The organism is Streptomyces sp. NBC_00259 (genome assembly GCF_036181745.1).
GTDB classification, from domain to species: Bacteria; Actinomycetota; Actinomycetes; order Streptomycetales; family Streptomycetaceae; genus Streptomyces; species Streptomyces pratisoli.
This window is the reverse complement of the sequence record NZ_CP108080.1, coordinates 2044539-2058888: the sequence shown is the minus strand read 5'-3', so window position 1 is coordinate 2058888 and position 14350 is coordinate 2044539. Positions and strand designations below refer to the sequence as shown.

11 protein-coding genes and 2 pseudogenes are annotated in these 14350 nt (G+C 73.0%); 7 read left to right on the top strand and 6 right to left on the bottom strand.

What is annotated here, in order from left to right:
* The first annotated feature begins 96 nt into the window (after positions 1-96).
* On the top strand, positions 97-1515 hold the full coding sequence (locus tag OG766_RS09270) for an aminotransferase class V-fold PLP-dependent enzyme (RefSeq protein WP_328725003.1): 1419 nt from the start codon (positions 97-99) through the stop codon (positions 1513-1515).
* Here OG766_RS09270 and OG766_RS09265 read toward each other — a convergent pair.
* The 5 genes and pseudogenes from OG766_RS09265 to OG766_RS09245 all read right to left on the bottom strand — a co-directional run bounded on the left by OG766_RS09265 (position 1476) and on the right by OG766_RS09245 (position 5924).
* Entirely contained in the window at positions 1476-2798 is a 1323-nt protein-coding gene (locus OG766_RS09265) for a glycerate kinase family protein (protein WP_328725002.1), read from the bottom strand. The two genes, OG766_RS09270 and OG766_RS09265, sit on opposite strands and share 40 nt — an antisense overlap.
* Positions 2795-4226 (bottom strand): annotated as a pseudogene (locus OG766_RS09260) (SLC13 family permease). Before OG766_RS09260 ends, OG766_RS09265 begins: the two are co-directional and overlap by 4 nt.
* A gap of 79 nt (positions 4227-4305) precedes the next feature.
* A pseudogene (locus OG766_RS09255) lies at positions 4306-4878 on the bottom strand (response regulator transcription factor); the annotation flags it as partial.
* Between the two features lie 42 nt (positions 4879-4920).
* Complete coding sequence (locus OG766_RS09250) at positions 4921-5202, bottom strand: Lrp/AsnC family transcriptional regulator (protein ID WP_266374768.1); 282 nt, start codon at positions 5200-5202, stop codon at positions 4921-4923.
* A complete protein-coding gene (locus OG766_RS09245; RefSeq protein WP_266374770.1) occupies positions 5199-5924 on the bottom strand; it encodes a rhomboid family intramembrane serine protease in 726 nt (241 codons plus the stop codon). The genes OG766_RS09250 and OG766_RS09245 overlap by 4 nt, the downstream gene beginning before the upstream one ends.
* Positions 5925-6038: 114 nt before the next feature.
* Here OG766_RS09245 and OG766_RS09240 point away from each other — a divergent pair, with 114 nt between their 5' ends.
* The 5 genes from OG766_RS09240 (at position 6039) to OG766_RS09220 (ending at position 11567) form a co-directional block, all read left to right on the top strand.
* Positions 6039-6281 (top strand): hypothetical protein, encoded by a 243-nt coding sequence (locus OG766_RS09240; protein ID WP_266374772.1) that lies wholly within the window; start codon positions 6039-6041, stop codon positions 6279-6281.
* Between the two features lie 46 nt (positions 6282-6327).
* The gene (locus OG766_RS09235; RefSeq protein WP_423247022.1) at positions 6328-7686 is read left to right on the top strand and encodes an NYN domain-containing protein; all 1359 of its coding nucleotides are present in this window, start codon (positions 6328-6330) and stop codon (positions 7684-7686) included.
* 320 nt (positions 7687-8006) lie between these two features.
* On the top strand, positions 8007-9035 hold the full coding sequence (locus tag OG766_RS09230; RefSeq protein ID WP_266374774.1) for a C40 family peptidase: 1029 nt from the start codon (positions 8007-8009) through the stop codon (positions 9033-9035).
* 207 nt (positions 9036-9242) lie between these two features.
* Positions 9243-10271 (top strand): C40 family peptidase, encoded by a 1029-nt coding sequence (locus OG766_RS09225; RefSeq protein WP_266374776.1) that lies wholly within the window; start codon positions 9243-9245, stop codon positions 10269-10271.
* A 54-nt stretch (positions 10272-10325) separates the two neighbouring features.
* Positions 10326-11567, top strand: a complete 1242-nt coding sequence (locus tag OG766_RS09220) for a hypothetical protein (RefSeq protein ID WP_328725000.1) — start codon at positions 10326-10328, stop codon at positions 11565-11567.
* A 208-nt stretch (positions 11568-11775) separates the two neighbouring features.
* Here the strand turns inward: OG766_RS09220 and OG766_RS09215 are convergent, their stop codons facing one another.
* The gene (locus OG766_RS09215) at positions 11776-13020 is read right to left on the bottom strand and encodes a glycosyltransferase family 87 protein (RefSeq protein WP_328724999.1); all 1245 of its coding nucleotides are present in this window, start codon (positions 13018-13020) and stop codon (positions 11776-11778) included.
* 106 nt (positions 13021-13126) lie between these two features.
* On the opposite strand from OG766_RS09215, the gene OG766_RS09210 reads away from it, so the two are divergent.
* Positions 13127-14269 carry a glycosyltransferase family 4 protein gene (locus tag OG766_RS09210; protein ID WP_328724997.1) on the top strand — a complete coding sequence of 381 codons (1143 nt, stop codon included), beginning with the start codon at positions 13127-13129 and terminating at the stop codon, positions 14267-14269.
* Positions 14270-14350: the final 81 nt, after the last annotated feature.

Below are 14350 nucleotides of genomic sequence, written 5' to 3'. Positions count from 1 at the left end.
CGTACGTCGAGGCAACACCCGTATGCCGAGCGGCAGTTCAGCCGCCCTACGGGTTCTCCACAGCCATTTCGCCCTTTCCTCCCGGGAGATACCGCCATGTCCGTGCGCCCCGACGCCGCCCCCGCCGTCACCGTCCCTGCCCCCGCCGTCGCCACGTCCGCGGCCGTCACCGACGCCGACCCCTGCTGTGCCGCCCCGCTGCCGGTCCTCGGCCGGGACGTCACCGTCCCGCTCGTGACCGGTGGCGAAGTCACGTACGCCGCCCTCGACTACGCGGCCAGCGCCCCGGCGCTGCAGCGCGTGTGGGACGACGTCGCCGCGTACGCCCCCTACTACGGCAGCGTGCACCGCGGCGCCGGATACCTCTCGCAGCTGTCCACCGACCTGTTCGAGAACAGCCGGGGGACGGTCCACGAGTTCCTGGACTGCCGGGACGACGACCAGGTCGTGTTCACCCGCTCCACGACCGACTCGCTGAATCTGCTGGCCGCCGCGCTCCCCGCCGACTGCCAGGTCTTCGTCTTCGAGACGGAGCACCACGCCTCCCTGCTGCCGTGGAGGGACGCCCGCGTCACCTACCTCAACGCGCCGCGCACGCACGGGGAGGCGGTGCGGACCCTGGAGACGGCGCTCGCCGACCGCGACCCCTACGGCCCCGCGCTGGTCTGCGTGACGGGCGCGTCCAATGTGACCGGTGAGCTGTGGCCGGTACGGGAGCTGGCAGCCGCCGCGCACGCCCACGGCGCCCGCATCGTCCTCGACGCCGCGCAGCTCGCCCCTCACCACCCGCTCTCGGTGCGGGAGTTGGACGTCGACTGGGTCGCCTTCTCCGGGCACAAGCTGTACGCGCCCTTCGGCTCCGGTGTCCTCGCCGGACGCGCGGACTGGCTGCAGGACGCGGAGCCGTACCTCGCGGGCGGCGGCGCCTCACGGAAGGTCGCACGGCGCACGGACGGCGGGGTGGACGTCGAGTGGCACAGCACCGCCGCCCGCCACGAGGCCGGCTCGCCGAACGTCATCGGCGTCTACTCCATCGCCTCCGCCTGCAAGGCGCTGACCGAGGCCGGCTTCGGCACGCTCGTCGCGCGCGAGCAGCACCTCATCACGAAGGTCCGCGACGGCCTCGCCGAGGTCCCCGAGGTCAAGGTGCTGTCGCTGTTCGGCGACGATTCTCCGCGGGTCGGCGTCATCTCCTTCGTGGTCGAGGGCTGGAACAGCTCCCACTTCGCCGCCGCGCTCTCGGCCGAGTACGGCATCGGCGTACGCGACGGCCTGTTCTGCGCCCACCCGCTGGTCCGCACCCTGCTCGGCAGCGACCCGCAGGACGTGGGCGAGTGCGGCGCGCCGGAGGCCGAGCCGGGGGAGAGGTTGCTGAACGCGATCCGGGTGAGCTTCGGGGCCGGTACGCCGGACGAGCACGTCGAACGGTTCGTCCGGGCGGTGAAGGAGCTCGTGCGCGACGGTGCGAAGTGGAACTACCGCACCGAGGACGGCCGTTGCGTGCCCGCGGTCTGAGCGAGCGGCGACGGCAGACGGGTCCCCAGCAGGATCATCCTTATGGCGCGCTCGGCCGCGTCGGCGAGGAATTCGCCGGCGCGGCCGAGCGCTTCGCGCAGCGGCACGGGAGCGGGCACGATCGAGCTGTACGCGTCCACCCCGACGGCCCGCACCTCGTGCGCACCGTGCCCCAGCGTGCCGGCGAGCGCGAGCACCGGACGGCCCGCCCGCTTGGCGCGGTGGGCCACCTCGGCCGGGATCTTGCCGTGCGGCGTCTGGGCGTCGAGGGCGCCCTCGGCGGTGACGACGAGATCGGCGGCGGCGAGCCGTGCGTCCAGATCGAGGTGGCCGAGGAGCACCTCGAACCGAGGCAGCAGCCGCCCTCCGACGGCGGCGAGTCCGGCACCGAGGCCGCCCGAGGCCCCGGTACCGGGGGAGAGCCGGAGATCGGGCACACCTCCGCCGTCCCCCGGGCCGTGGCCGGCCTCGAAGCGCCCGCCGAGCCACGCCGCGCCGGACGGTACCCCGTCGGTGCCCGAGGAGCGGCGGAGCGGGCAGGGCGCCCGCAGGACATCGCGCGTCAGCACCGCCGCCCACCGCTCCAGCCCCGCCGAGAGCCGCTCCACCTGCGCCTGCGTCGCCCCCCTCTGAGGACCGAAGACCCGAGCCACCCCCCGCTCCCCGCACAGCACGTTGTGCGGATTGCAGGCCACCAGGATCTCGGCGCGTGCCAGCCGCGGGTCGAGGCCGCCCGTGTCGATGCGGTCCAGGTGGAGCAACTCTCCGCCGCCCCTGCCGAGTTCGCGCCCCTCGGCGTCCAGCAGTCGTGCACCGAGCGCCTGCAGCGCTCCCGCCCCGCCGTCCGACGTGCCCGAGTCGCCGCAGCCGACGAGGATGCGGCGGGCGCCCGAGTCCAGCGCGGCGCGGATCAGCTCGCCGACACCGTACGTCGTCGTGCGCACGGGATCGCGGCGGTCGGGCGGTACGAGGGACAGCCCGGCGACCGCGGCCATCTCGACGACCGCCGTGCCGGGGCCGAGCAGCGCGAGGTGCGTGCCCACGGGCTCGCCGACCGGCCCGGTGGCGGTGAGACGCACGAGCCGCCCGCCCGTCGCCGCGGCCAGCGCCGCCGCCGTGCCCTCGCCGCCGTCGACCAGCAGGATCAGGTCGATCCCGGCGTCCGGCACGACCCGCAGCAGCCCTTCGGCGATCGACGCGGCGGCCTGCGCGGCGGACAGGGACTCCTTGAAGCCGCTGGGGGCGACAGCGATGCGGTAGGGCCTCGGGAACCTGTCGGTCATGGCTTCTCCAGGAGTACGGGCACGCCGAGCAGCGGCCACACGGTGAGGACGAAGAGCAGCACCAGCGCCGCGGTGAGCGGCGCGAGCACGGCGGAGAGCCGCAGCAGATCGCGCGGTGTGTAGCTGCCGGGCAGCTCGGCGAAGAGCGCGACGGGCTTCGCGGAGGCCGGCAGTGTGTGACAGAACCCGGCCGCGGCGGTGGACGCGAGCGCCGCGGCCACCGGGTTGACGCCTGCCCCGGCAGCCGCCGCCACGACCAGCGGGACCAGCACGGACGAGCGGGCGGAACGTGACTGCAGCACCAGATGCGCCGCCGTCGACACCGCGATCACCACGACGAGGAAGAACCACGCGGGCAGGGCCGGCGGCAGCCCGCCGACCAGCCAGTCCGCCGCCCCGGACTCGGCGAGCGCGACCCCCGTCGCCGTGGTCGCGGCCATGAAGAGCAGCAGTGGCCAGGGCACCGTCCGCAGCCCGTCCTTGAGCCCCACGGTGCCGAGTGCCGGCGAGACCGCGACCACGGCGCCGATCAGCGCGACCAGCGCCGGCGGCACATGGTGCAGCGGCTCGCTGCACCACAGCGTCACGACCGTGCCGAGCAGCGCCAGGCAGCGGGTCTCGGCGGTGGTCAGCGGGCCGCTGAGCGGAGTGGCCGGGTCGTCGCAGTGTTGCTGGAGCTGTGCCACGCCGATCCGTACCGGAACGCGCCGGTCGGCGCGCCGGGTCGTCGTCAACAGCACGGCCTCGGCCGCGAGATGGGACGACACGACCGCCAGCGGCAGCCCGAGCAGCAGCCATTCGACGAAGCCGATCCGCTCACCGGTCCGCTCCCACAGCACGTTGACGGTGATCAGATGGGCCCCGGCGCCGATGAGCGTGGCGACGGCGGACAGCAGGACCACGGTCGGGAAGAGCAGCGCCAGCATCACCACCAGCCGCTTGCGGCCGGCGAGCGCCCGGGTGAGCGCGAGGAAGACCGGGAGGGCGAGGGCGGCCCGTCCGGAGGTGGCCGGTACGGCGAACGCGGTGACGACGAGCGCGGCCGTCGTCAGATGCGCCAGTTGCCGTACGGTCCTGGCGCCGCTCACCAGGAACGCGGCCGCCCGGCCCGCGAGGCCCGTCCGGGTCACGGCGGCGGCCAGCACGAACGCGCAGATCAACAGCCACACCGTGGCATCACGAGGGTCGCGAACAGTGTCTCGCTGCTGATCACACCGGTCGCGGCGAGTGCCAGTCCGGCGCCCAGCGCGACATACGTGTCGTCGACCGGCAGGGCGATCCAGGCGAAGGTGGCGAGGGCGAAGACGCCGAGCGTGAGCCGGGCGTCCGCGCCGAGGCCGGGACGTTGGAGGGCACGGCGAGCAGCGCGCAGAGCGAGAACGCGGCGCAGAGCCAGGCCGTGTGCCTGAGGGAGAAGGTCACGACCATCAGCCTCGACGCCCGCCGTGAGTCCCCAATGAGCCGTTTGTGAAGGGAACTTCATGGACGAGGAGACGGGGCGGGTTTGCTACGGCATGCGATAGCCCATGCCGCGGACCGTCTCCAGGCACTCGGCGCCCAGCTTCTTGCGCAGGGCGCGGACGTACACGTCCACGATGTTCGACCCGGGGGCGAAGTCGTACCCCCACACATGGGACAGGATCTGCTCCCGCGACAGGACCTGCCCGGGGTGGCGCAGGAACAGCTCCAGCAGGACGAACTCACGGGCCGTCAGGTCCACGGTGCGCCCGGCCGAGCGCGCCCTGCGGGTCCGCAGATCCAGCCCGATGTCACCGCTGCGCAGCATCGTGACCTCGGGGGCGCGGGCCGCCGTGCGCAGCCGCAGCCTCACCCGGGCCAGCAGCTCCTCGAAGCGGAAGGGCTTGGTCATCCAGTCGTCCGCGCCGCCCTCCAGGCCGGCCACCGTGTCCCGTACCGAGTCGCGGGCGGTCAGCACGATCACCGGCAGGGTCACCCGGGCCTCGCGCAGCTCCCGCAGCACGGTGAAGCCGTCGCGGCCGGGCAGGCCGATGTCGAGGACCATCAGATCGAAGCCGCCGGTGACGGCGTGGCCGAGGGCGGTGTCACCGTCGGCGGCCACGTGGCCGGGCAGGAGCCCGGCCCGAGGGCGAGCCGGACGCGCCTACGCGTCGAGGCCGATCGCGAAGGCCGCCTCCAGGTCGTGCTGGGAGTACGTGCGGAACGCGACGTGCGTGTCCGTCGCCTCGACGCCCGGGATCCTGCTGATGCTGCCCGGGATGACGTCGGCCAGGTCGTCGTGCTTGGCGACGCGGACCATGGCGATCAGGTCGTACGTACCCGTGACCGAGAAGACCTCACTGACGCTGTCCAGGGCGGCGATCGATTCGGCGATCTCGGGAATGCGGTCCACGCTGGTCTTGATGAGCACGATCGCGGTGATCACGGCTGTCTTTCTCCCTCGGTGGCCGCTGCTTGGGCTTTCACTCTAGCCGCCTGCCGGAATCGGCCCCACGCGTAGAGGAACCCGATCCCGAACCCCACCAGATGCGCCAGATACGCCACCCCGGGACCCGTCGACGTGCTCTGTGCCTCCGCCAGCCATTGCAGCGTGAACCAGAAGATCAGCACGATCCACGCGGGGAAGCGCAGCGGCAGGAAGAACAGAAAGGGGTAGAGGCTGGTCACCCGCGCCCTCGGGAAGAGGCACAGGAAGGCGCCCAGCACTCCCGAGATCGCTCCGGACCCGCCGACCAGTGTGTGGTCCGACTCCGCGTTGGCCGCCGCGTAGGCGACGAGCGCGAGATAGCCGCAGCCGACGTAGAAGAGGGCGAACTGCACATGCCCCATGCGTTCCTCGGCCATCGCCCCGAAGACATAGAGGAACAGCATGTTGCCCAGCAGATGGAGCCAGCTTCCGTGCACGAAGAGCGCGGTGAGCGGGGTGAGGAGGGCCCGGGGGGAGCCGCGCAGCAGCTCGCTCGGGATGACGCCCCAGCGTTCGAAGTGGACGGTCTGCGCGGCGAGCAGAGTGTCCCCGGTGCCGTAGGACGGGTTGAGCCCGGAGACCGGGCCGATGACGAAGAGCAGACTGCACAGACCGATCACTCCGTAGGTCACGGAGGGACCCCTCAACGCGCTCCTCGCCGCTGTCCACCGATCGATCATGACCAGAGCATGGCGTACCGGGACCGAAGGGGGCAGACTGCCTCGCCGTGTCACGGCGGACCGGTGAGGTCGTAGGGTTACGGGCAGTACGCACGAAGAGACGAGGACGGCACGATGACGACGGTACCCATGCCGACGGCAGGCACCCGGTGGCGCTGCACCCTGTGCGGCAATCTGACCCGCTTCGACGTGACCCGTTCGTCCAAGGTCGTCGAGTACGTCCATCTGGACCTGGCGGGCGAGCCCAAGGTGGAGGAGCGCGAGGTGGTCAGTGAGACCATCGAGTCGGTCCGCTGTCGCTGGTGCAACGCCGTGGATCAGATCGAACTGGTGGACAGGCCGGGCGGCGACTCCTGAGCGGAGCCGTGCGGACCCGTACGGAGGAACAGTGGGGTGACGGATCGTGGAGCAGCCTGACAGCGGCGCCGGGCCGGCCGGTGCCGGCGACGCCGCCGAGGCGCTCGACCGCCCGCTGCCGGAAGGTGTACGGCGACGTGTCGTCGCCCTGGTCTCGGACGCCTTCGGCGGGCTGACCGTCAACGAACTTCCCACCCAGTTGCGGCAGTACGCCCGCTTCACCCCGACGCGCCGCGCGAAGTTCGCGGGCAACGCCATGGCCGCGGCCCTGGAGGGCGACCCGCTGTTCCGGCAGCGCATCGGCGAACGGCTGCGGGAGTCGCAGCCGGAGCTGACCGGTGCGCTGGAGACGGGGACCGCGCCCGCTGCCGCGGACCCCGTCGACGTGGCCGCGGCCGCCTATGTGCTGCGCCCGGCGGGCTGGGTGAAGCTGGTGGCCGCCGCGGGCGAGGAGGCCCAGCGCGCGGACGCCGAGCGCGCCGACGAGGAGAGCCGGCGCGAGCTGGAGCGGCTCCGCGAGGAACTCGACCGGCTGAAGGCAGGGACCAGGGCCGAGACCGAGCGGCTGCGCACCGAACTGGACGCCGCCCGCAAGGAAGCCGAATCGCTTCACCGCAAGCTGCGCAGCGCCCAGAGCGATGTGAAGCGCGGCGAGGCCGCGGTGCGCCGCACCCGCGCCGAGGCCGAGGCCGCCAAGGCCGAGGCGCACGCCCAGGTGTCCGCGGCCGAGAGCGAGGCGCGCCGGCTCAAGGCCAGGCTCGGTGAGGCGGAGGCCGCGGTCGAGGCGGGCCGCAGGGCCTCCCGGGAGGGCCGCTCGATCGAGGACATGCGGGTGCGGCTGCTGCTGGACACCGTGCTGGACGCGGCCTCGGGGCTGCGCCGTGAACTGGCCCTGCCTCCGGTGTCCCTGCATCCCGCCGACACCGTCGACGCGGTCGAGCCGGGCCGTATGACCCCGAAGGACATCGCGGCGCGGGCGCTGTCCGAGACCGACCCGGCGCTGCTGGACCAGCTGCTCGCGCTGCCCCAGGTGCATCTCCTCGTGGACGGCTACAACGTCACCAAGACCGGCTATCCGACGATGCCGCTGGAGAAGCAGCGGCTGCGGCTGCTCGGCGGTCTGGCGATGCTCGCCGCGCAGACGGGCGCCGAGATCACCTGTGTCTTCGACGGGGCTGAGCTGGCGGCTCCGGTGCTGCTGGCGCCGCCGCGCGGGGTGCGGGTGCTGTTCTCCAAGCCCGGGGTGACCGCGGACGAGCTCATCCGCCAGCTCGTCCGGGCCGAGCCGCCCGGCCGTCCCGTCGTCGTGGTCTCGACCGACCGTGAGGTCGCCGACGGAGTCGCCAAGGCGGGAGCCCGCCCGGTCCCGTCCGCAATGTTGCTGAAGCGGCTTTCGCGCGTCTAGCGAGTCTCGTAACTCCTGGGCTTAATGCCCGATTTCGCGGAACGCACCGTCAAGTCGTCACTACTGCCCGTGTGATGTGTGTAAAGAATGCGCTTCGTGGGCCAGATTTTTCTGATGAGGATTTGAACTGATCACAGGAAGGTCACTAGGGTCAGGCCTCGAACCTTCGCACGGTTGATCATCCATCCGGGATGGCAGTGAAGGAACCGCCGATTTCACGTAGTTCAGCCCGATTTACGCGGGGGTGCTGGACAGGCGTGAGCCGGGGATTCAACCCCCCACAGCCCGGCAGGCGGCTGAGGAAGAAGGAGCTCGCCTTCGTGGCGTCCCACCGTCGACCCAAGCAGCCGAGCCGCACCCGTGTGACCGTGCTCACCGCGACCGCCGCAGCGGCCGTCGCCCTCACCTCCCAGGCCGCGCAGGCCGCACCGGCGAAGCCGAGCAAGGACGAGGTCAAGGCGAAGGTCGACGCCCTCTACCACGAGGCGGAGAAGGCCACCGAGGAGTACAACGGGGCCAAGGAGCAGCAGACCAAGCTCCAGAAGGAGATCGGCGCGATCCAGGACAAGGTCGCCCGCGGTCAGGACGAGCTCAACACCCTGCGGGACAGCCTCGGTTCGGTGGCGAGCGCCCAGTACCGCTCCGGTGGTATCGACCCGTCCGTCCAGCTCTTCCTCTCCGGTGACCCGGACACCTACCTCGACAAGGCGTCCGCGATGGACCAGCTCGGGGCCAAGCAGACCGCCGCGCTGGAGAACATCCAGTCCAAGCAGCGCACCCTCGCCCAGGAGCGCGCCGAGGCCGCCCGCAAGCTCGGTGACCTCGAGGACGTCCGCAAGACGCTGGGCGAGAAGAAGAAGAAGTTCCAGGGCAAGCTCGCAGACGCGCAGAAGCTCCTCAACACCCTGACCGCCGCGGAGCGGGCGAAGATGCAGGAGGAGGAGCAGCGCGCCAGCCGCGCCGCGGGTGACCGCGTCGACCTGGGCAACGAGGTTCCGGCCTCCCAGCGCGGCGCCGCCGCTCTCAACGCCGCCGCGACCCAGATCGGCAAGCCGTACGTCTCCGGCGCCGAGGGCCCGAACTCCTACGACTGCTCCGGGCTGACGCAGTGGTCGTACCGCCAGGCCGGCGTCGGTATCTCCCGGACCACCTACACCCAGCAGAACGACGGCGTGAGGATAGGCCGCAGCCAGCTCAAGCCCGGCGACCTGGTCTTCTTCAACAGCCTCTCGCACGTGGGTCTGTACGCGGGCAACAACCAGATCCTGCACGCCCCGAAGCCGGGTGCCTCCGTCCGTTACGAGTCGATGGACTACATGGGCACCTTCCAGTTCGGCGTCCGGATCTGACGGCTCCCACGCCCTCCCGACTGGCGCCCATTCGGGCGAATTACGGCATCCTCCGCTGACGGTACGCCCCGCCGGTGACCTGTGGTCTCCGTCGGGGCGTCACTGTTTGTGCCCATTGCCGCTTTTGGCCGGTCCGTGTCCCCGCCGTTACTGTCTGCCGCGCAGCAGCCGCTCAGGCTGCGTCCAGCGGAAGGGAGTACGGCTCCTGTGGCGTCCCATCGCCGACCCTCAGCGTCCGGTTTCAACCGGGGTGCCCGGGTCACCCTCCTTTCGGCCGCGGCGGCGACCGCCGCGGCCGCCCTCGGCAGCGCACCGGCCGGCGCCGACCCGGCCGACAGCCCCGAGTCGACCCGGGCCAAGGTCGACCGGCTGTACGAGCAGGCCGAGAAGGCCACGGAGCAGTACAACCAGGCGGAGGAGCACGCGGACGAACTCCGCGAAGAGGTGGCCCGGGCGCAGGACAGGGCGGCACGCGGCCAGGAGCACATCAACCGGATGCGCAGCACGCTCGGTTCGGTGGCCGGCGCCCAGTACCGCTCCGGCGGCATGGATCCCGCCCTCGCCCTCCTGCTCTCCGGGAACCCCGACACGTATCTCGACAAGGCCGCGGTCCTCGACCGGCTCAGCGAACGCGAGTCGGAGGCCCTTCAGGAGCTCCGGCGGGCCCAGCGCAGGCTCGGCCAGGAGCGGTCCGAGGCCACCCGGAAGCTGGCCGAGCTGGAACGCACCCGGTCCGCCCTGGCCCGCCACAAGCGCACGATCGAGGCGAAGCTCGCGGAGACCCAGCGGCTGCTGAACTCCCTTCCGAGGACGGAGCGCGAGGCCTACGACCGGGCGTCGCGCTCCGGCCGGGCCGTGCCGGACCTGTCGGGCGGCGCGGGTCCGGCGTCCGCGCGGGCGGCCGCGGCGGTGGCCGCCGCGCAGAGCGTGGTCGGCAGGCCCTACGTCTGGGGCGCGAACGGCCCGCACGGCTTCGACTGCTCCGGGCTCACCCAGTGGTCCTACGCGCAGGCCGGCGTCGGACTGCCGCGCACCTCCCAGGCACAGCGGTACGCCGGACTGCAGGTGCCGCTGTCGCAGGCCAGGCCCGGCGACCTCGTCACCTACCGCTCCGACGCCAGCCATGTCGCCATGTACGTCGGCAACGGCCAGGTCGTCCACGCGCCCTATCCGGGGGCCGGGGTGCGCTACGACCCCGTCGGCATGATGCCGATCGCCTCGGTGACGCGCCCCTGAGTGCCCGACTGTCGCTCTCCGTCCCTTCCGGTCCGCTCGCATACGATCGGCAGGGTGGCCGGTCAGGGGTTCTTCGGGCGAGCGGCGGGACGACGTACGGCGTCGCTCGTCGCCGCCGGGCTGCTCCTGACGGGCGGCTGCACGGATCCCGAGGGGCCGGACACCGCGGGCCATGACATCCAGCGGACGCTCGACGCCCGGGCCGCGGCGGTCCTCCGGAACGACGAGGACGGCTACCTGGCCGCGCTCGACCCCGCCGCGCGGCAGCTGCGGGAGGCCGGGCGAAGCGAGCTCGCCAGCCTGGCCGACGTACCGCTGCGCTCCTGGGAGTACCGGCTCACCGATGTACGGCGCTCCGGTGACCGGGCCACGGTCGAGGCCGAACTGAGCTACCGGTTCGACGGGTACGACAGCGCGCCCGTGACCGCCGACCGCAGCCTGGACCTGACCGAGCGGGGCGGCCGCTGGTACGTCACGGCCGACCGCCCCGGTCGCGGCGAAGGGCAGCACCTCTGGCAGCAGGGCGACATCGAGGTGGTGCGCAGCGCCCGCAGCCTGGTCCTCGGCGTCGGCCAGCGCCCGGCGCGGCTGCGGGAGATCGCGGCGGACGCCGATCGCGCCGTGCCCGCGGTGTCGGCGGCCTGGCCCGAGCGCTGGGCGGGACGGGTGGTGGTCCTGGTGCCGGCGTCGCTGGACGCGATGGGACGGCTGCTGGGGGCGCCGGCCGAGGGGTACAAGGGCATCGCGGCGGTCACCACGGGCGAGACCGGAGGGAGCGCGGCGGTCCGGGCCGACCGGGTGATCGTCAACCCGGAGGCGTACGGAGTGCTCGGCGATGTCGGCCGCCGTGTCGTCCTCACACACGAGACCGCGCACGTGGCGACCAGGGCGCACACCTCCGCCACCACGCCGGTGTGGCTCTCCGAGGGCTTCGCCGACTGGGCCGCCTACCGCGGGACCGGCCGCACGGCCGCCGAGACCGCCCCGGAGCTCCAGCGGGCGGTCCGCCGCGGCGATCCGCCCGCCCGCCTCCCCGCCGACGCCGACTTCGCCTTCGGCGCCGACGCGGAGGCGCTGGGCCGTGCCTACGGGAGCGGTTGGCTGGCCTGCGAGTTCATCGCCGAGCGATGGGACGAGGGCCGGCTGCGGGCCCTCTACCGCGCGGTGGGCGACGCGGAACCGCGCGAGGGCGCGCGGGAGTCCGCGCTCGAATCCGCGCTGAACAAGGTGCTCGGCACGAGCATGGAGGCTTTCACCGCGGGCTGGCGCGAGTACGTACGCGAACGCCTGACCTGAGCCGCCGAGCGGTACCGCCGCCGAGCCGTACCTGGGCCGCCGAGTCCGACCCGAGCCGCCGGGCCGTACCTGGGCCGCCGAGTCCGACCTGAGCACGGCCGCCGGCCGGTGCGTCCGCCCGCGATCGCCGTCGGACCGGGCCCGCGCGCCGGAGATACGGGCGTCGGCGCCCGCCCCGCCGTTCCGGCGGGCCGGGGACGCGTCGGCGTCAGGGCTCGACGGGCTCCTTGTCGCGGGCGGGCTGAGCGGGCAGCGGCCGCCGGCCCCGTCGCCGTGCGGGTTCCGCGGGCCGGGGGACCGTGCTCGTCCACAGCCGCCGGCAGGCCATGAGCGCCGCCACGACGAGCAGACCGTTGCGCGCCGCCAGCACCGCGATGCCCCTCGCGTCGCTCGCCACCACCAGGTCGAACCAGACGGGGAACCCGAGGAACGTGAGCCCCGTGGCCGCCAGCACCAGGCATCCGGGCACCGCCATCCGGCTCGACCGGAACGCGAGGCAGACCGCGGCCAGACCCACCAGCCAGATCATGTACTGCGGGCTGATCACCCGGCTCGTGATCGTGAACAGCAGCACCGCCGTGAACGCCGCGTCGGCCGTGGTGCCCGCCGTGAACCGCCTGGCCCGCAGCCGCCACGCCGCCAGCCAGGCGAAGGCCACCACCGACAGCCCGAGCGCCGTCGCGCTGACCTGCGGCACGTACGGCCCGAGGAACTCGACCGAGCCGTAGTTGAGCAGCACCTGGCCCTCCCAGCCGACATGCCGGGCCACATGGAAGACCAGCGCGCCCAGCGACTCGACCTCCGTGCCCCGGTCCCGCTGGAAACCGAGGAACGCCAGCGCCCCGGGCATCGCCGCCGCGAACACCAGCAGCAGGCCGGCCGCCGTCACCCCCGCCGCGATCCAGGAACGGCCCTTGCGCATCCCGGCCAGCACCAGCACCGGCCACACCTTCAGCAGCGCGCCGAACCCGGCCAGCGCCCCTGCGAGCCGCGGCCGGCGCGCGGCCGCGAAGAGGGCCGCGACCGCGACCGCCGTCACCATCAGGTCGTAGCGGGCGTACGCGGTCGGACCGAGCAGCGGGACCCCCGCGACCCAGACCCAGGCCCCCTTCATCGACTTCCCGGGCCGCCGCCCCGCGTACAGCAGGAGCCCGAGCACCGCCGCGTCGCAGACCAGCGCGAGCACGAAGAAGGCGGAGACGTAGTCCAGGAAGGGCAGCAGGGCGGGGGAGAGGATCGCCAGGGCGGCGGCGGGCGGATACTGCCAGGTGACATCGTCCACCGGGTACGTGCCGGTCCTCAGGACCTCGTACCAGCCCTGGTAGATCACCGCGACGTCGCTGGTCACATCGGGGCCCCGGACGACCAGGACCTTCAGGACCCAGAGCAGCACCAAGGTCCTGGTGAGGGCCCAGGCCAGGACGGACAGGCCCGTGCCGACCGCACCCTTCATGGCCACCTCATCCTGATCCGTTCCCGTACGCCCCGAACTGTCATGATGCCCGGTAGGGCCGTACGCGTGCGAAGAGGCACGGCCGCCGTTGGTACTGTCGGCGGCGATGGAGAAGACCCTGATCGTGACCAACGACTTCCCGCCGCGCCCCGGCGGCATCCAGGCGTTCCTGCACAACATGGCGCTGCGCCTGGACCCCGAACAGCTCGTCGTCTACGCGTCCACCTGGAAGCGCGGCCGCGAGGGCGTCGAGGCGACGGCCGACTTCGACGCCGAGCAGCCCTTCACGGTGGTCCGCGACCGCACCACCATGCTGCTGCCGACGCCGCGCGTCACCCGGCGGGCGGTGGGACTGCTGCGGGAGCACGGCTGTACGTCGGTGTGGTTCGGGGCCGCCGCGCCGCTCGGCCTGATGGCACCCGCGCTGCGCAGGGCGGGAGCCCGGCGGCTCGTCGCGACCACGCACGGGCACGAGGCGGGCTGGGCGCAGCTGCCCGGTTCCCGGCAGCTGCTGCGCCGGATCGGCGAGGGCACGGACACGATCACCTACCTCGGTGAGTACACGCGCTCGCGGATCGCCGCGGCGCTGACGCCCGAGGCGGCCGGACGGATGGTGCAACTGCCGCCGGGCGTCGACGAGAAGACCTTCCACCCGGGCTCGGGCGGGGACACGGTCCGCGAGCGGCTCGGGCTCACCGACCGCCCGGTGGTCGTCTGCGTCTCCCGGCTGGTGCCGCGCAAGGGCCAGGACACACTGATCCTGGCCATGCCCGCGATCCTGGCGAAGGTGCCGGACGCGGTGCTGCTGATCGTCGGCGGCGGCCCGTACGAGAACGACCTGCGCAAGCTGGCCGAGGCGACGGGGGTGGCCGCGTCCGTGCGGTTCACCGGCTCCGTGCCCTGGGAGGAACTGCCCGCGCACTACGGCGCCGGTGACGTCTTCGCCATGCCGTGCCGTACGCGGCGCGGAGGGCTGGACGTGGAGGGCCTCGGCATCGTCTATCTGGAAGCCTCGGCCACCGGCCTCCCGGTCGTCGCGGGCGACTCCGGCGGCGCACCGGACGCCGTGCTCGACGGTGAGACGGGGTGGGTCGTACGGGGTGGCTCGCCCGGGGACTCGGCGGACCGGATCGTGACCCTGCTCCAGGACCCGGACCTGCGCCGGCGCATGGGGGAGCGGGGCCGTGAGTGGGTCGAGGAGCGCTGGCGCCGGGACCTCCTGGCGGACCGCCTCAGGGCGCTGCTCTAGCGGGTGTCCGGCGGGTGCGTCCGGCCGTACGGGCGCCCCTGCGGGCGCCTCCGCCCGGCCCTGGCGGAATCGGCACTCTTG